The organism is Roseivivax sp. THAF197b, from assembly GCF_009363255.1.
Taxonomy (GTDB): domain Bacteria; phylum Pseudomonadota; class Alphaproteobacteria; order Rhodobacterales; family Rhodobacteraceae; genus Roseivivax.
This window is the reverse complement of the sequence record NZ_CP045318.1, coordinates 595,139-610,869: the sequence shown is the minus strand read 5'-3', so window position 1 is coordinate 610,869 and position 15,731 is coordinate 595,139. Positions and strand designations below refer to the sequence as shown.

Below are 15,731 nucleotides of genomic sequence, written 5' to 3'. Positions count from 1 at the left end.
GACAGGGGCGCTACATGATCCGGCGCTGATCGTGCATCGCTTCAGTCGCCGCGAGCGCCGTCGCATCGAGACCGCAATCGAACACCACATCCGAGCCCAGCGAAAAGACCCGCGTGTCCGGACGGATGGCATCGGCGAGCTTCTCCGTGGGCGACGGCATTGTCAGGCCCTGCTGCCCGCCGCCGATCAGAAGGGGCGCGATGGCAACCTGAAGCCGGGTCAGAAGCCCCGCTTCCAGAAAGCGCGAAATGGTGATGCCCCCGCCCTCGATCATGATTGTCGAGAGGCCCGCATCGTGGAGCGCCGCAAGTAGGGCCGCCGGATCGAGCATGCCGTCCACGGCCTCGAGCCGGATGACCTCCACCCCCTCGGGGCGTTCACGATCCACGGATTGAATGACAATGCGGCGCGCGCCATCGTCCTGCAGGACCGGGGCATCGTCGGGCAAGCGGCCATTGGGATCGACCACGATACGCGCCGGATTGGCGCCCGGACACAGCCTCACGGTCAGGCGCGGCGTATCATGCAGCGCCGTGCGCACGCCGATCACCACACCGTCGACAAGGGCGCGCATCCGGTGCAGGTGCGCAAGCCCGTCGGGGCCGGAAACATCGCGCGCATCGCCCGTCACGGTCGCGATCCGCCCATCGAGCGACTGACCGATCTGCGCCACCGTGACCGGGCCAAGATCGCGCCGCGCGAGGGGGCCGTAAAGCGCCAGCGCCTCCGCTTCACGCGGGCTCCACTGACCGCAGCAGGTGCAGCTCAGCCCCTGACGCACCGCGAGGACTCGCTCCCAGACACGGGGGCTGACATCAATGGATTGCATGCGTCGTCTCCTTCCCGGTCCTGCCCGGCATGGCGAGGATATCGCCGTGCCCGATCCGGCATGTCGCGCGCGGCGCTTCGGCGATGCGCATCGCACCCCAGGCATCGGCACTTTCGGCACCGGCCTCGCCCGCGGCCTGGGCGATGCCCCCGACCAGTTCGGCCTGCAGGGCCGCGGCTTCGGGGCCGAGCCGCCAGGGGCTCTCCGCGCGCTCCGTCTCGAAACCGGCCTCGGCGAAGACGGCCATGCTGGTCGCCACCGAATCCGGCCCGAGTGCGGCCCCCAACCCCTTGTCGCTGCGCTGATGCGCGTTGAAGGCCCGCGTGACATCGGCGTCGCGCGCATCGCCCGGGTTCCAGGCCATCTGCCCATCATAGGACAATGCGGCGTAGAATGGCACATCAAGCCGCGCTGCGAGGTTCCGCACCCATGTCTCCGGCAAAAGATCCAGCAAGGCCGATGCGGTAACGAGCGTCACGTCCTCAAGCGGCAGGGCCTCGAGATCACCGAGATCGATCAGGTGGGTTTGGGCATTCCCGCCCGCGCATTCCGCCGCCGCGCGCAGGAGCGCGGGGTCGTTATCGACGAGCCGCCACCTCGTGCCCTCCGGCAGGTAGGGCTGCATGGCCCGCACGGTCGATCCGGTCCCGCATCCCAGATCCAGGATCACCGGCTCCGGCCCCGCGGCCATCACCGCGCGCTGCATCAACGCGGCATCGCGCGCGGCCCGGTCGGCGGGTTCGCGCAAGCTCAGCCATTCGGCGGAAAACCCCACGTCAGATGTCGCCTTCGTACCAGGCGCGGGCAACATGGCTTTCATGCAGCAGGATGCGCAGTTTCTTGACCCGGCCATCGTCCTTGAGACGGCCCGCGCGCACGAACTCGGCCATCCGGTCGAAGATGTGACGGCAGAGAAATTCGGTCGTGGTGAACTTGCCCTCGAATTCCGGCACCTCGTCGAGGTTCTGGAACTTGAGCGGCGCCAGCACCTCGGTCAGCATCTCGGTGGCAAGACCGATATCCACCACGAGCCCGTGCTCGTCGATATCCTCGGTGTAGAAGGCGGAATCCACGGTGAAGGTCGCACCGTGCATGTTCTGCGCGGGCCCGAAAATGGGCGAGGCAAAGGAATGGGCGATCATGATGTGATCTCGGACTTCGACGGCGAACATGCGGTCTCCTTACGTGGTCTGGTATCGGATGCGGTGGCACAGGGTGTCGGGATCGGAGAGGATCTTGCCGTAATGCTCCGGCAGATCCTCGAAACGGGTCTCGCCCGAGATCAGCGCGTCGAGCGCCGGATCGCGCAGCAGTTCGAGGGCTTTGGCCATGCGGCGCGCGTAATCCCAACGCGGCGCGCGGGCGGGCGGCAGATGACCGACCTGGGAGCTGACAAGCCGCAGGCGACGGCTGTGAAACGCACCGCCCAGGGGCACGGGCGTGGTCCCGGCCCCGTGCCAGCTTGCCTCCACGATCGTGGCGTCCTGCCCCGCGCTCTCCAGCGCCAGCGCCAACCCCTCCGCGCTGGAGGAGGCATGAACCACCACATCGCAGTCCTGCGGCGCCTGGGCGGGGGCGGCAAAATCGCAACCCAGCGTCGCAGCCAATGCGGCGCGGTCGGGGTTCACATCAACGAGCGTGACCTCGGCGCCGGGCAGACGGGCCATCAGGTAGGCCACGAGCGCGCCGATCACGCCTGAGCCCACCACCGCGATCCGGTCGCCCCCCGTGGCGCCGCTGTCCCACAGGACATTGAGCGCCGTCTCCATGTTGGCCGCAAGGATCGCGCGCTCGGCAGGCAGCCCCTCGGGCAGCGGCGTCAGCATTCCCACATCCATGCGGAACGCGGTCTGATGGGGATGCAGCGCGAAGACGTCGCGTCCCGCAAGCGGGCCATCGCTGACCCGCCCCACGGCGCAATAGCCGTACTTGACCGGAAAGCGGAACGTGCCCTCCTGCGCCGGTGCGCGCATGCGATCCGTCTCGCTTTCGGGAACGCGGCCTTCGAAGACCAGCCGTTCCGTTCCCCGGCTGATGCCCGTGAACAGCGTCTCGACGGCGACGCCTTCACCAAGCGCCGCCGGGCGCAGTTCCGCCGCCTTCGCGCCGATGCACCAAAGGGCGCGTGCGGTCATTGCGGCAAATGCCCCGACTTGGCGATCTTGGTGGCGAGATAGCCTTCGTTCCACGCGGTCTGCCCTTCGCGAAGGGGAACGCGCTCGACCACCTCGATGCCCTGCGCTGCGAGGATGGCGATCTTTGCCGGGTTGTTGGTCATCAGACGTACCTGCGTGATGCCCAGCTCGTGCAGCATGTTGGCCCCGATGCGGAAATCGCGCTCGTCATCCTCGAAGCCCAGCCAATGGTTGGCCTCGACCGTATCGAGCCCCGCATCCTGCAGGGAATAGGCGCGCATCTTGTTGGCCAGCCCGATCCCGCGCCCTTCCTGGTTGAGGTAGAGCAACAGTCCGCCCGAACCTGCGGCCATCGCGGCCATGGCGCCATTGAGCTGCGGTCCGCAATCGCATTTGCGGCTGCCCAGCACGTCGCCCGTAAAGCACGACGAATGCAGCCGGACCGTGACCGGGCCTTGCCCGAACGGCTCGCCGATTTCGATCGCGTAATGCTCCACCCCGCCATCATCGGGCCGGAACACATGTACGCGCCCGGCCTCCGAAACATCCATGGGCAGACGCGCAGAGCTGACAGGATGCTGCCGGCGATCCTGCGCAAGCGCGTCGAGCACGCCCTCGACCGACAAGGTCATGAGGTTGAGCCGGTGCGCCACGTCCAGCCCGTTCTCAAGCGGCACGACAATGGCGGCGGGCAGCATCTGTTCGGATTTCGCAAGCGCTATGGCCGCGCGGTGGACGATCGACCCCGGTGTCGGGGCACCGTTCGCGCCCGGATCAGGCCGCGTCGCCTCCGCCACGCCGCCCGCGCGGGCCTTGAGCCACACCATGTCGGCCCCGGCGGGAAGGGTCACCGCGACGCTTGCCTCGGCCGCCTGCGGATCACCGATCCCCAGTGCCGCCGCGCGATGCGCCGTCAGCGCCAGTTCCGGCGCGCCAAGCGCCATCAGCGCCGACAGCCGGTCCTGCGTCAGCGTCTCGACCCAGGCCACCAGCGCGACCTTCTGCCCGTCCACGAGCGCAATCGGCAGACCAAGCCGCAAGTCGCCCTTCGCGCGCAGGAGATATTCGACAGCACGCGGCATCAGGGCATCGGCTGCAGGGGGTCTGGCAAGTCCGGCGGGACGTAAAAAGGTCAACGGCGCAATCCACGTTCTGTGATGAATAAGAGGTAGTTAGTTCGGACAGCGCAGAGGCAAGAGCGATGCGCGGGATGTTGCGAACACGCCCGATCCCGCCGTTGGACGCCCTGTCAGGCGGGCTATGTGAGAGGAAGGAACAACGAAGGGCATGGAATGGACCGCTGGCTGGGCTTCCTCCGATCATTGGTGATCTATCACAATCCCGTGTCGATGCGGGCCTGGACGCGTTTCTACCGGACCCTCCTGGCGCCGGGGGACCTCGTTTTCGATGTGGGCGCGCATGTCGGCACACGCTCCCGCACGATGCGCAACGCAGGCGCGCGGGTCGTCGCGCTGGAGCCGCAAGCGCCGTTTGCAGGCTTTCTGCGCCGCACCTTGCCCCGTGACATCGAGCTGATCGAAGCCGCGGCCGGACGCACCGAGGCGGAGGCGGATATGGCGGTGTCGTCGCGGCATCCGACCGTGTCCTCGCTGCATGCCGATTTCGTGGAAGGTGCCACCACGGCGCCGGGTTTCGAGCATGTGCGCTGGGACCGCGTGCAGCGGGTCAAGCTGGTCACGCTGGACGGGCTGATCGCCCGCTTCGGACGTCCGCGCTACGTCAAGATCGACGTCGAGGGTTTCGAGCTCGATGTGCTGGGCGGGCTGTCCGAGCCGTTGCCGCTCATCTCGACCGAATTCCTGCCGGGCTTTCCGCTACTCAGCCACGCGGTGATCGACCGGCTGTGCGAATTGGGCGACTATTGCTTCAACCCCGCGCAGGGCGAAACGGCGGGCCTGATGTGGTCCGACTGGCGCGATGCGGCGGCGACCAAGGCCTGGCTCGACACGTTGCCTGCCGATGCGACCTCGGGCGATCTCTTTGCGCGGCTTGAAAGCGGCACGGGCTCACCCGCCCCGAATGATCCCTACAAAGGCGTCGAATAAGGCCGGGGGCGCGGTAATGACCGTACCCGATTGCTCGGGCGGCTCTGCCCGCGTCCAGCCTTCGACCCGCGCGCCCGATTGCCGGACCAGCACCAGACCGGCGGCGATATCCCAGGGCTGCAGGCGCCGTTCCCAGAACCCGTCGAGCCGCCCAGCCGCCACATAGGCCAGATCGAGCGCCGCCGCCCCCATGCGCCGCACGCCCGCGCAATGCGGCATGAGCCGGGCGATATCGGCGGCATGATCGTCGATATGCGGCATGGTGCCGAAGGGAATGCCGGTCCCAAACAGCGCAGGCTCCAGCGTCGCGGTATGCGCAGGCGCCATGGGCGCACCATTCAGCGTGGCAGTGCCTCCGATCCGGGCCGCGAAGGTCTCCTGCTGGGCCGGGCTGTGGACCACACCGACGGTCAGCACGCCCTCGACCTCAAGAGCGATGGAGACCGCCCAATGCGGGATACCGCGCAGGAAGTTGGTCGTGCCATCCAGCGGATCGACGATCCAGCGGCGGGGCGCCGCGTCGTCGGAACCACCCGTCTCCTCGCCCAGCCAGGCGTCGTCCGGGAAAAGCGCGGCCAGCCGGGATTTTATGTGCCGCTCCGCCGCGACATCGGCCTGCGAGACGAAATCGCCCGCGCGTTTATGCGTCACGTCAAGACGATCACGCGCGCGCCAATGCTCAAGCAGGATCGCGCCTGCCTCCTCGGCGATGGTGATCGCGGTCTCAAGGTCGCGCGCACTCATGAAACCTGCGCCCCGGCCACGCGGTCGAGGATCGCACCGACTGTCTCTGCGGCATCGGTCCAGCTGGGCAGGGTCGCGCCCGCCCTCCGCGCCGCAGCGGAACAGGCCGCGTGCCGGTCGCGATCCTGCAAAAGCGTGCGAAGCGCTTCGGCAAAGGCCGCCGGATCGTCGGGAGCCACCAGAAGGCCCGCATCATCGGGCACCGTGCCGGGCACCGCACCGGCCTTGGTCGAGACGATGGGCAGACCGCGCATCAGTGCCTCATCGAAGACGATGCCGTAGCCCTCGAAGCGGGTCGCCAGCGCAAAAAGATGCGCGTCTGCGTAAAGCGTATCGAGTTCCGCCTGATCGACCCGCCCAGCGAGCCGCACCCGATCCTGCGATCCCAGCTCGGAGATCAGGGCGGTCAGCTTCGTGTCATACGCCTCTTCCCAGGGGCTTCCGACGATCACCGCGCGCCAGTCCAGATCCGCGATCCGGCCCAGCGCCGAGATCAGCACGTCATGCCCCTTGCGCGGATGCAGCAGGCCCACGGACAGGATGAGGGGCGGTCCCTCTGGCGCGGCCTCGGCCTGCGCGACCCGAACCTCCGGCCGCCCGGGACGGATCACGGTCATGCGCTCGGCCTCGACCGCGTATTCATCGACGAGGACCTGCTTGATATAGCCGCTCGGCACGAGAACATGCGCCGCGCGTTGGAGGTTATCGCGCTCCAACGCATGCAGGCGGCGCGCCTCTGACTCTGCCATCCCGCTTTCATGGGCGAGCGGATGGTGCACAAGCGCCACGATGGGGGCTGCGATCCGGTCCAGCGCCCGGGTGTCGAGCGCGCCGAAGGCCAGCCCGTCGATCAGCAGGACGCGGCTTTCGGGGATGTCGGACAATTGCGCCACCGCTTGGCCCATGTCCGCAGGCCCGGGGAACGGAAAGCTCGCGGGCAAGGCGATGTGGCTGACATCCCGGCCCTCCGCGCGCAATCCATCGAGGAGGCAGCGGTCGTAATGGTAGCCGCCCGTGGGCAGGGACAGGTTGCCGGGAACCGCGAAGGCGGCGGCGCTGACGCGGGACATGGCACGTACTCCAATGGGTATCGGGCAGGATAGGGTGCGGCACGGACAAGACAATCACGCCGGGGCAACCGCGTGGCATCCGAGGCCCGACCGGACGGCGCAAATCCGCTCGCGCGACCTTCTCCAACCCGGCAACGCGGCGACGCAGACGGTGCACGAACCGCCCGGTTGCGCTTTACCGCGCCAGCCCGGTCAATGCGGCGGCGAATTCTTCGGGATCGAACGGGGCGAGGTCGTCGATCTGTTCGCCCACACCGATCGCGTGAATGGGCAGGCCGAAGCGGTCGGCAAGCGCCACGAGCACGCCACCCTTGGCCGTCCCATCGAGCTTGGTCATCACGAGGCCCGACACATCCGCCAACTTCTGGAACGTCTCGACCTGGTTGAGCGCGTTCTGACCCGTCGTCGCATCCAGCACCAGCAGCGTGTTATGCGGCGCGTCGGGGTCCTTCTTGCGGATGACGCGCACGATCTTCGCAAGCTCCTCCATCAGATCGGCGCGGTTCTGAAGCCGCCCCGCCGTGTCGATCATCAGAAGATCCGCGCCATCGGCCTGCGCCTTGGTCATGGCATCGAAGGCGAGGCTCGCGGGATCCGAGCCTTCAGGCGCGGTCAGGACCGGCACGCCCGCGCGGTCGCCCCAGATCTGCAGCTGTTCCACGGCGGCGGCGCGGAACGTGTCCCCGGCGGCGATCACCACCTTCTTGCCGGCGGCCCGAAACTGGCTTGCAAGCTTGCCGATGGTCGTGGTCTTGCCCGACCCGTTCACGCCCACGACCAGCACGACCTGCGGCTTGGTGGGGTAAAGCGGCAGGGGCTTGGCCACCGGCTCCATGATGCGGGCGATTTCGGCGGCCAGAAGCTCCTTGATCTCGCGCGCGGAAAGGCGGCGCCCCATCCGGCCCTCGGCCATGTTGGCGGTGACGCGCAGCGCCGTCTCGACGCCCATATCAGCGCTGATCAGCAGCTCTTCGAGGCTTTCGACCATATCGTCGTCGAGCACGCGCTTGACCTCGGCCACGCCGGTCTTGCGTCCGAAGAGCCGCGACAGAACGCCCCCCTGCGCCGATGCGGCTTTCTCCTCGGCAGGGGCGGGCATGTCGAGCGGCTGGACCGATGTGGGCGCAGGCTCGGGATCGTGGTGTTGCTCGGGGGCCTGATCCTGCATCCGCGCGGGCGGAACTTCCGGTTCGGGGTCCGGTGCGCGTTCAGGTGCAGGCTCGGGCGCGGCCTCGGATGCGCGGCTGTTGTCTTCCGGCGCGGTCTCGTGTTGCGCAGGCGTATCGTCCTCGGGCGCGCGCGTTTCCTCTGACCGGACGGGCGTATCGACCTCGTCGCCGACTGGCGCGTCGCTGTCCGCCTCGGCGTGGTCCGGTCCCGCGGAAAGGTCTTCCTCCGCCTCCTCGCGCGCGGTTGGCGCGTCCTCGACCGGAGTCTCTGTCCGCGCAACGTCTTCCGAGACCTCGGGCTTCCGGACCTCCGCCTCAGCGCTCTCCTCCGCCGCGCCACCGTCATCGACGATCGCATCCAGACCCTCTTCCAGCTTCGAGGAGGACTTGAACAGCTTCGATTTCAGCTTGCCGAAAAAGGACATCGGAACCCCGCAGCATTGGGCAGAAAAGACCGTGCATCCCTACCGCCTCCCCCGGCCAAGGAAAAGGGCGATTGACCGGGGCGCACCTTCGGCCCTTAGACTTGGACGATGCGATCCCTGATCCTTGCCCTGGCTCTCACCTTCGCCGCCCTGCACACCCCGCCGCTGCAGGCCGATCCCCTGCGCCCGCCCGGCACGCTTTGCAGCGCAGGCAAATGGACGGCGGTGCAATGCATCCGGCCTGCGCATTTCGTGCACGATACCTGCCAGGCGATCGAGGTCTTCGCCCGCCAGCACGGGCTCGATCCGCATTTCTTCGCCCGGCTCATCTGGCAGGAAAGCCGGTTCGATCCCAACGCGCTGTCGCCCGCCAAGGCGCGCGGGATTGCCCAGTTCATCGACAGCACCGCGGCGCGGCGGGGCCTCTCCGACAGCCTGAACCCCGCACTCGCGCTGGAGCATTCGGCGCAGTATCTGGGCGAGCTGACCCGCCGCTTCGGCAATTTCGGCCTCGCCGCCGTGGCTTATAATGGCGGAGAACGCCGCGCCGAGGGGCTGATCGCCCGAACCGGCGGGCTTGCCCGCGAGACGGTGCAATACGTGCAGATCATCACCGGGCTGACCGCCGAGACATGGCGCGACACGGCCCCCGAGGCCCATGATTTCACCCTGCAGGAGGGGCTGGCCTTCCGCCCGGCCTGTCACGATCTGGCCCGCAACCGCAGGCTGACCGCCTATCCTCCGCCCGAACCCGTCGTGGCACCCTGGGGCGTGCAGGTGGCCTTCGGGCGCAGCCCCGATGCCGCGCGATCCGCCTATCAGCGCCGCACGCGAAGCTGCCAGGGGGCGACACGGGGCGCGAGCCTCGATCTTGTCTTCGTGAAGAACCGCGTCTCGGGGCGGAAAGGCTATTACATGGCGCGCCTTGGCGCGGAGGATGCGCGCGCGGCAGGCAGGCTGTGTGACCGGTTGCGGGCTGCAGGCTGCGTCTGCGCCGTCTACCGCAATCCCTGAGCACCGGATGGCCGCGTCGGCCTTTGCCGCATCGGCTCCTACGCGCCCTTCAGCACACCACCGTTGGCCCTGTCGTGCCCCGCCCCCGCTTCACCTTTCCCAAAAAACGCAAACACGCCCTGTCCGTCAGACCCCCACATCGGGGCCGAGGCAGGTCATCTCCGCCTCCTCGCCCGCCTCGTAAAGCTCCGTTCCGGTCTCCTCGTCGCCGAAGATCGCGCGCAGCCCTGCCCCTTCACGGTAAAAGCGCCAACATTGCGGGGTGAGGTTGTCCTCGTAGATGAAGCAGATGCGGTCATCCTCGGGATACCACAGCCCGTCCTTGCATTCCCCGTCCAGAAACGACCACCGCACGCGCCGATCCGGAAGATAGCGCTCGATCCCGTAAGGGTGCCCGCTTTCCGAGAAGGTCAGCGTCTTCCCGCTTGTATAGGCCTCGAACGCCTCCGCATCCATCGGCGGGCCGCTTTGGGCCAGCGCGGAAGATGCGGTCAGAGCTGCGAAAATCAGGACGCGTATCATGGAGATCAGCGTGCCACGCGTCGGCTGTGGGCGAAAGGGGTCATGCGGCCATGCGCTCCGGCTCGGCCCATCGCCGCGCACGATTGTCCATCACGCGGCGCCAGAGCGGCGGGATCAGCGCGATCACCGCCATGACGGGCAAGGAATGGGGCAGGATCGGCATGTCGGCGCGGTCGAGCCGCAGGCCCGGATAGGATCGGGCGGGGTTCGCGTGATGGTCCGAATGGCGCGGCGCGTTCAGCATCAGCCCCGAGGAAAAGCCCTGCGGCGCGTTCCAGCTATGGACCGGTCCGATGGGGGCGGGCTTGCCCGCCGCGCTCATGCCCCGCCGCAACCCGTAATGCTGCACGTAATCCGACAGGAGAAGCTGCAACTGCGCATAGACGCACAGCCCCACAAAGACGAGGAGGCCCGCAGGGCCGAGGAGGAGCGCCACCGCCGCCAGGCATGAAAGCGCCCCCGCCCCGTAGATCACGTAAGGATGCCACCCGCGGCGTGTCTTCGCGCGCAAGCCCCGTTCCGCCCGCAATCCTTCGCGGAACGATCCCGCCCAGGCCCGCGCCGCAAAATGCCAGAACCCCTCGCCCAGCCGGGCGGAATTGGGATCGCGGTCGGTCGCGGCATGGACGTGATGCACGTAGCGATGAGCCGAGGCGTGGTGCCCGAAAAGCAGGCTCACATAGACCGCGACCCCCAGGCGGCGCGGCCAGCGCGCCGCGCGATGGATCAGCTCATGCGCGTTGGAATTCGACACCTGCCCCAGAAACAGCGCGAGCCCGAAGAACAAAAGCACACGCGGCGCCAGATCGTGCGCCCCGCCCGCGATCATCGCGGTGCCTCCGAAGAGAAGCGGGAAGTGCAAGAGCCCCAGAAGCGTCGACAAGCCATGGCCCGCGGGGAATTCCGACCCCTCCGGCGCGTCCGGTGCGGCCAGCGCCGCGATCTTGTCCATGAAGAACGTGAAGACCGTGATGTACAACAGCCCCGCCCCGGCCCAGAAGTCGCCAAAGGCCAGGCCCAGCGCCAGCAGGGCCGCGCCCGTCAGGGTGATGAATGCAAAGCGCGCCATGGCGTCTGTCCGTCTCGCTCGCCGTTTTGAGACTCGATCCGCACCTTGATAGCCCGGAAATCCGTCGGCTCTAAGGCCTCTTCGCGGCGGCCAGAGGTCGCATCGGGCAAAAAATGCGCCGTTTGACACCTGACCCTGCCGGGATTTGTGGCGTAGAAGCGGGGCAGGAAACATCGCGACAAGGGGGCGGCCATGGCGCTCGACAACGGCAAAGGGGTCTGGAAATCGGGACGGGGCAAGGGTCGTGCCCTGCCGAAGGGCCGCCCGCTTCTGGATGATGCCGCAGCCGAAATCGCGACCCTTCTGGGCACCGCACCCCGCCGACGGGATCTCTTGATCGAGCATCTGCACCTGATCCAGGACCAGTACGGGCATATCTCCGCCGCGCATGTCCGTGCGCTGGCCGACGAGATGCGGCTGAGCCAGGTCGAGGTCTACGAGGTCGCGAGCTTCTATGCCCATTTCGACGTGGTTCGCGAAGACGAAGTGCCGCCGCCCGCGCTGACCATCCGGGTCTGCGATTCGCTCTCCTGCGAGCTTGCGGGGGCCGACGCTCTGCGCACGGCCCTCGAAGACGGGCTCGATCCTGCCGAGGTCCGCGTCCTGCGCGCGCCCTGCATGGGGCGCTGCGACACGGCCCCCGTTCTGGAATTGGGCCATAACCACATCGACAACGCCACGCCCGAGAAGGTCCGCGCGGCCATCGCGGCCGGCGAGACCCACGCGCATATCCCCGACTACGAAAACCTCGCCGCCTATCGCGACGCGGGCGGCTACGCCACGCTCGCCCAATTGCGCGAGAGCGGCAATTGGGAAGCGGTGCAGGACAAGGTCCTGTCCTCGGGTCTGCGCGGTCTGGGCGGGGCAGGCTTCCCCTCGGGCAAGAAATGGGGTTTCGTGCGCGGCAATCCCGGGCCCCGCTACCTGGCCGTGAATGGCGATGAGGGCGAGCCCGGCACCTTCAAGGACCGCTATTATCTCGAACGCGTGCCGCATCTCTTCCTCGAGGGTATGCTGATCGCCGCCTGGGCCGTGGAGGCCGAGCGCGTCTATCTCTACATGCGCGACGAATACCCCGCCGTGCTCGAGATTCTGCGCCGCGAGATCGCGGCACTCGAGGATGCCGGGATCGTCGAACCGGGATATATCGATCTGCGGCGGGGTGCCGGCGCCTATATCTGCGGCGAGGAAAGCGCGATGATCGAATCGATTGAGGGCAAGCGCGGCCTGCCCCGCCACCGCCCGCCCTATGTCGCGCAGGTGGGCATCTTTGGGCGACCCACCTTGGTGCATAACGTCGAGACGCTCTACTGGGTCGCTAAGGTCTGCCGCGAAGGGCCGGAGGTGCTGTCGGCGCATGAAAAGAACGGCCGCGCGGGCCTGCGCTCCTATTCGGTCTCGGGCCGGGTGGCGAAACCGGGCGTCTACCTTCTGCCTGCGGGCTCGACGATCACCGATATCATCGACGCAGCGGGGGGCATGGCCGAGGGGCATGTCTTCAAGGCCTATCAGCCGGGCGGTCCGTCCTCGGGGCTGCTGCCTGCATCGATGAACGACATCCCGCTCGACTTCGACACGCTGCAACCGCATGGCTCCTTCATCGGCTCCGCGGCGGTGGTGGTGCTGTCGGATCAGGACAGCGCCCGCGACGCGGCCCTCAACATGCTGCGGTTTTTCGAGGATGAAAGCTGCGGGCAATGCACGCCGTGTCGCGTGGGTTGCGAGAAGGCTGTGAAGCTAATGCAGGCCGAACGCTGGGATCAGGGCCTTCTGGAAGAGCTGAGCCAGGCCATGGTCGATGCCTCGATCTGCGGGCTGGGACAGGCGGCGCCCAACCCCATTCGGCTGGTGATGCAGCACTTCCCGGAGGAGGTGTCTTAAGCGCCGCGGCAAATGAGCTGCGCCAGCGCCGGTCCGGCGGAGTGGCGCAGCGTCGACTGAGTTGCGCGCTTTATCTCGCCACTCCATCGCACCGGTAGAGCCGCGCGCCCACGTCACCAAAGCGCCAGTCCGCCGGACCGGCGCTGGCCCTGCACGGAAGGCGGCGCGGCTTTGCTCCGCGTGAGGATAGTCCGGCATCGCTGCAGCCGCCGAGGTATATCCGCAAGAGATCACGACGGAGGTAGACCAGCTGCGACATCGAGCGGGCTCGTGATGATGCTTTTGCCAGTTGGGTTTTCAGGGTGGCTGTGGGTTTTCACCCACCCTACGAAAGGTCCCGCGGGTGACGGGCTAGAGACCCACCAAAGCCGGATACGCCCTGTAGGGTGGGTGAAAACCCACAGCCAACGTCCGAAATTACCCGTATTTCGACACCGGCGTGCCCGCCAGCGCCGCCATGTTCAAAAGCCCTCGCGCGGTGATGGACGGCGTCACGATATGCGCCCGGTTGCCCATCCCCATCAGGATCGGCCCCACTTCCAGCCCCTGCGCCTTCATCTTCAGGATGTTCCGCACGCCCGAGGCGGCATCCGCATGGGCGAAGACCAGCACGTTCGCCTTGCCCTGCATCCGGTTCGACGGCAGCAGCCGCGTGCGCAGCTCGGGATCGAGGGCCGCCTCCACGCTCATCTCGCCCTCATAGCAGAAATCCCGCGCCTCGGCGTCGAGAAGCCCGAGCGCCGCGCGCATGCGTTCGGCCGCATTGTTCGACTGGTTGCCAAACTGCGATTGTGAACACAGCGCGATGTTGGGCTCGTGCCCGAAGCGGCGCACATGCCGCGCCGCGCTGATCACCGTCTCGGCGATCTGATCGGGGGACGGCGTTGTGTGAACATGCGTGTCGGCGATGAAGAGCGGCCCGTCCTCGAGGATCATCAGCGAGAGTGCTGCCTGGCTATGCAGCCCCCCGGTCTCCAGCACCTGGTTGATGTAGTTCAGATGCCAGCGATATTCGCCGAACGTGCCGCAGATCATGCTGTCGGCCTCTCCGCGATGCACCATGACGGCGGCGATGGCGGTGGTGTTGGTGCGCATGATCGCGCGGGCGAGATCGGGCGTCACACCGCGCCGGGCCATGACCTCGTGATAGGTGGTCCAGTAATCGCGGTAGCGCGGGTCGTTCTCGGGGTTCACGATGTTGAAATCCCGCTCGGGTCGGATCTCGAGGCCCAGCCGTTCGCAACGCGCATTGATGACCTCGGGACGGCCGATCAGGATCGGCTGCTCGGGGGTTTCCTCGAGGATGGCCTGGGCCGCACGCAGGACGCGCTCGTCCTCGCCCTCGGCGAAGACGATCCGGCGCTCCGCCGTGGCCGCCGCCTCGAAGACGGGCCGCATCATCAGCGAGGAACGGAAGACCGAGGCGCGCAGCTTGGCCTTGTAGGCCTCCATGTCCTCGATGGGCCGGGTGGCCACGCCCGATTCCATCGCGGCCTGCGCCACGGCGACGGATACGGTGGCAGACAGGCGCGGATCGAAGGGTTTCGGGATCAGGTAATCGCGCCCGAAGGTCAGGCTTTCGCCCTTGTAGGCCGCGGCTGCTTCGGCGCTCGTCGTGGCACGCGCCATGGCCGCGATCCCCTCCACGCAGGCGATCTTCATCTCGTCATTGATCGTGGTCGCCCCCACATCGAGCGCGCCACGGAAGATGAACGGGAAGCACAGCACGTTGTTCACCTGGTTCGGGAAATCGCTCCGCCCCGTGGCGATGATGGCATCCGGGGCCACTTCGCGGGCGAGATCCGGCATGATCTCGGGATTGGGATTGGCCAGCGCGAAGATGATCGGCTGATCGGCCATCTTCTTCACCATCTCGGGCTTCAGCACGTTGGGGCCCGACAGGCCGAGGAACATGTCCGCGCCCTCGATCACATCGTCCAGCGTCTTGGGTTCGGTGCCTTGCGCATAGGCTGCCTTCTGCGGGCTCATATCCGCCTCGCGGCCCTCATAGACGAGCCCCTCGATATCGCAGAGCCAGACATTCTCGCGCTTCAGCCCCAGCTTGAGCAGCATGTTCAAACAGGCGATGCCCGCCGCCCCGCCGCCCGTCGAAACGATCTTGATATCCTCGATGTTCTTGCCCGCAATGCGCAGCGCGTTGACCGCCGCGGCCCCCACCACGATGGCGGTGCCGTGCTGGTCGTCATGGAAGACGGGGATGTTCATCCGCTCGCGGCAATATTCCTCGACGATGAAGCAATCGGGCGCCTTGATGTCTTCGAGGTTGATCGCACCGAAGGAGGGCTCCAGCGCGCAGACGATCTTGGCCAGCGCCTCTGGGTCGCTTTCGTTCACCTCGATATCGAAGCAGTCGATGCCCGCGAATTTCTTGAACAGAACCGCCTTGCCCTCCATCACGGGCTTGGAGGCCAGCGCACCTATATTGCCGAGGCCCAGCACGGCCGTGCCATTCGTGACCACCGCCACGAGGTTGCCGCGCGCAGTGTAGCGCGATGCCTCTGCCGGGTTCTCCTTGATCTCGAGACAGGCCTCGGCCACGCCGGGGCTGTAGGCGCGCGCCAGATCGCGACCATTGGCGAGGGGCTTCGTCGCGCGAATCTCGAGCTTACCGGGCTTCGGGAATTCGTGATAATCGAGCGCGAGCTGACGCTGCGTCTCCGTGGCCTGATCGGACATGAGCCCCTCCCATCTTTTGCGTTGATCCAGAGCTATCGCGTTTTCACTGCGACAGGAAGCCGCGCAACCGCGCTTGATGTCCGGGGCTGCATGTCCTGCGGACAACCGCC

The 15,731-nt window shown here is 67.2% G+C and carries 14 protein-coding genes; 3 read left to right on the top strand and 11 right to left on the bottom strand.

Features of this window, described 5'->3' with window-relative positions; all coding sequences use genetic code 11:
* Window positions 1-10: 10 nt before the first annotated feature.
* The 5 genes from FIV09_RS03100 to ribA are packed head-to-tail and all read right to left on the bottom strand — an operon-like array spanning window position 11 to window position 4,046.
* A complete protein-coding gene (locus FIV09_RS03100) occupies window positions 11-829 on the bottom strand; it encodes a RibD family protein (RefSeq protein ID WP_152448618.1) in 819 nt (272 codons plus the stop codon).
* Entirely contained in the window at window positions 816-1,604 is a 789-nt protein-coding gene (locus FIV09_RS03095; RefSeq protein WP_152448617.1) for a class I SAM-dependent methyltransferase, read from the bottom strand. The genes FIV09_RS03100 and FIV09_RS03095 overlap by 14 nt, the downstream gene beginning before the upstream one ends.
* Window position 1,605: 1 nt before the next feature.
* Window positions 1,606-2,001, bottom strand: a complete 396-nt coding sequence (locus FIV09_RS03090) for a 6-carboxytetrahydropterin synthase (RefSeq protein ID WP_152448616.1) — start codon at window positions 1,999-2,001, stop codon at window positions 1,606-1,608.
* A gap of 9 nt (window positions 2,002-2,010) precedes the next feature.
* Entirely contained in the window at window positions 2,011-2,964 is a 954-nt protein-coding gene (locus FIV09_RS03085; RefSeq protein WP_172975614.1) for a zinc-binding alcohol dehydrogenase, read from the bottom strand.
* Window positions 2,961-4,046 carry a GTP cyclohydrolase II gene (gene ribA / locus FIV09_RS03080; RefSeq protein WP_152448615.1) on the bottom strand — a complete coding sequence of 362 codons (1,086 nt, stop codon included), beginning with the start codon at window positions 4,044-4,046 and terminating at the stop codon, window positions 2,961-2,963. Before ribA ends, FIV09_RS03085 begins: the two co-directional genes overlap by 4 nt.
* Before the next feature lie 210 nt (window positions 4,047-4,256).
* On the opposite strand from ribA, the gene FIV09_RS03075 reads away from it, so the two are divergent.
* Window positions 4,257-5,030 (top strand): FkbM family methyltransferase, encoded by a 774-nt coding sequence (locus FIV09_RS03075; protein WP_152448614.1) that lies wholly within the window; start codon window positions 4,257-4,259, stop codon window positions 5,028-5,030.
* Here the strand turns inward: FIV09_RS03075 and FIV09_RS03070 are convergent.
* The 3 genes from FIV09_RS03070 to ftsY all read right to left on the bottom strand — a co-directional run bounded on the left by FIV09_RS03070 (window position 4,992) and on the right by ftsY (window position 8,438).
* Window positions 4,992-5,774: an inositol monophosphatase family protein gene (locus FIV09_RS03070; RefSeq protein ID WP_152448613.1), complete on the bottom strand. Its 783-nt coding sequence runs from the start codon at window positions 5,772-5,774 to the stop codon at window positions 4,992-4,994. The two genes, FIV09_RS03075 and FIV09_RS03070, sit on opposite strands and share 39 nt — an antisense overlap.
* Window positions 5,771-6,844, bottom strand: coding sequence for a glycosyltransferase family 4 protein (locus tag FIV09_RS03065; RefSeq protein ID WP_152448612.1), 1,074 nt, complete (start codon window positions 6,842-6,844; stop codon window positions 5,771-5,773). The genes FIV09_RS03070 and FIV09_RS03065 overlap by 4 nt, the downstream gene beginning before the upstream one ends.
* 175 nt (window positions 6,845-7,019) lie before the next feature.
* Window positions 7,020-8,438, bottom strand: coding sequence for a signal recognition particle-docking protein FtsY (gene ftsY / locus FIV09_RS03060; protein WP_152448611.1), 1,419 nt, complete (start codon window positions 8,436-8,438; stop codon window positions 7,020-7,022).
* Window positions 8,439-8,546: 108 nt separating this feature from the next.
* Between ftsY and FIV09_RS03055 the strand changes: the two genes are divergently transcribed.
* Entirely contained in the window at window positions 8,547-9,452 is a 906-nt protein-coding gene (locus FIV09_RS03055; RefSeq protein ID WP_152448610.1) for a lytic transglycosylase domain-containing protein, read from the top strand.
* Window positions 9,453-9,578: 126 nt separating this feature from the next.
* On the opposite strand, the gene FIV09_RS03050 is transcribed toward FIV09_RS03055, so the two are convergent.
* The gene (locus tag FIV09_RS03050; protein WP_152448609.1) at window positions 9,579-9,974 is read right to left on the bottom strand and encodes a hypothetical protein; all 396 of its coding nucleotides are present in this window, start codon (window positions 9,972-9,974) and stop codon (window positions 9,579-9,581) included.
* 40 nt (window positions 9,975-10,014) lie between these two features.
* Window positions 10,015-11,043 carry an alkane 1-monooxygenase gene (locus FIV09_RS03045; protein WP_152448608.1) on the bottom strand — a complete coding sequence of 343 codons (1,029 nt, stop codon included), beginning with the start codon at window positions 11,041-11,043 and terminating at the stop codon, window positions 10,015-10,017.
* A 192-nt stretch (window positions 11,044-11,235) separates the two neighbouring features.
* Here FIV09_RS03045 and FIV09_RS03040 point away from each other — a divergent pair, with 192 nt between their 5' ends.
* A complete protein-coding gene (locus tag FIV09_RS03040; protein WP_152448607.1) occupies window positions 11,236-12,924 on the top strand; it encodes an NAD(P)H-dependent oxidoreductase subunit E in 1,689 nt (562 codons plus the stop codon).
* 417 nt (window positions 12,925-13,341) lie between these two features.
* On the opposite strand, the gene FIV09_RS03035 is transcribed toward FIV09_RS03040, so the two are convergent.
* Window positions 13,342-15,621 (bottom strand): NADP-dependent malic enzyme, encoded by a 2,280-nt coding sequence (locus FIV09_RS03035; RefSeq protein ID WP_152448606.1) that lies wholly within the window; start codon window positions 15,619-15,621, stop codon window positions 13,342-13,344.
* Window positions 15,622-15,731 lie beyond the last annotated feature (110 nt).

Bases quoted from the DNA above. Each gene is read 5' to 3' on its own strand.
- FIV09_RS03100 (WP_152448618.1), bottom strand. From the start codon at position 829: ATGCAATCCATTGATGTCAGCCCCCGTGTCTGGGAGCGAGTCCTCGCG.
- FIV09_RS03090 (WP_152448616.1), bottom strand. From the start codon at position 2,001: ATGTTCGCCGTCGAAGTCCGAGATCACATCATGATCGCCCATTCCTTT.
- FIV09_RS03085 (WP_172975614.1), bottom strand. From the start codon at position 2,964: ATGACCGCACGCGCCCTTTGGTGCATCGGCGCGAAGGCGGCGGAACTG.
- ribA (WP_152448615.1), bottom strand. From the start codon at position 4,046: ATGCCGCGTGCTGTCGAATATCTCCTGCGCGCGAAGGGCGACTTGCGG.
- FIV09_RS03075 (WP_152448614.1), top strand. From the start codon at position 4,257: ATGGACCGCTGGCTGGGCTTCCTCCGATCATTGGTGATCTATCACAAT.
- FIV09_RS03070 (WP_152448613.1), bottom strand. From the start codon at position 5,774: ATGAGTGCGCGCGACCTTGAGACCGCGATCACCATCGCCGAGGAGGCA.
- FIV09_RS03065 (WP_152448612.1), bottom strand. From the start codon at position 6,844: ATGTCCCGCGTCAGCGCCGCCGCCTTCGCGGTTCCCGGCAACCTGTCC.
- ftsY (WP_152448611.1), bottom strand. From the start codon at position 8,438: ATGTCCTTTTTCGGCAAGCTGAAATCGAAGCTGTTCAAGTCCTCCTCG.
- FIV09_RS03055 (WP_152448610.1), top strand. From the start codon at position 8,547: ATGCGATCCCTGATCCTTGCCCTGGCTCTCACCTTCGCCGCCCTGCAC.
- FIV09_RS03050 (WP_152448609.1), bottom strand. From the start codon at position 9,974: ATGATACGCGTCCTGATTTTCGCAGCTCTGACCGCATCTTCCGCGCTG.
- FIV09_RS03045 (WP_152448608.1), bottom strand. From the start codon at position 11,043: ATGGCGCGCTTTGCATTCATCACCCTGACGGGCGCGGCCCTGCTGGCG.
- FIV09_RS03040 (WP_152448607.1), top strand. From the start codon at position 11,236: ATGGCGCTCGACAACGGCAAAGGGGTCTGGAAATCGGGACGGGGCAAG.
- FIV09_RS03035 (WP_152448606.1), bottom strand. From the start codon at position 15,621: ATGTCCGATCAGGCCACGGAGACGCAGCGTCAGCTCGCGCTCGATTAT.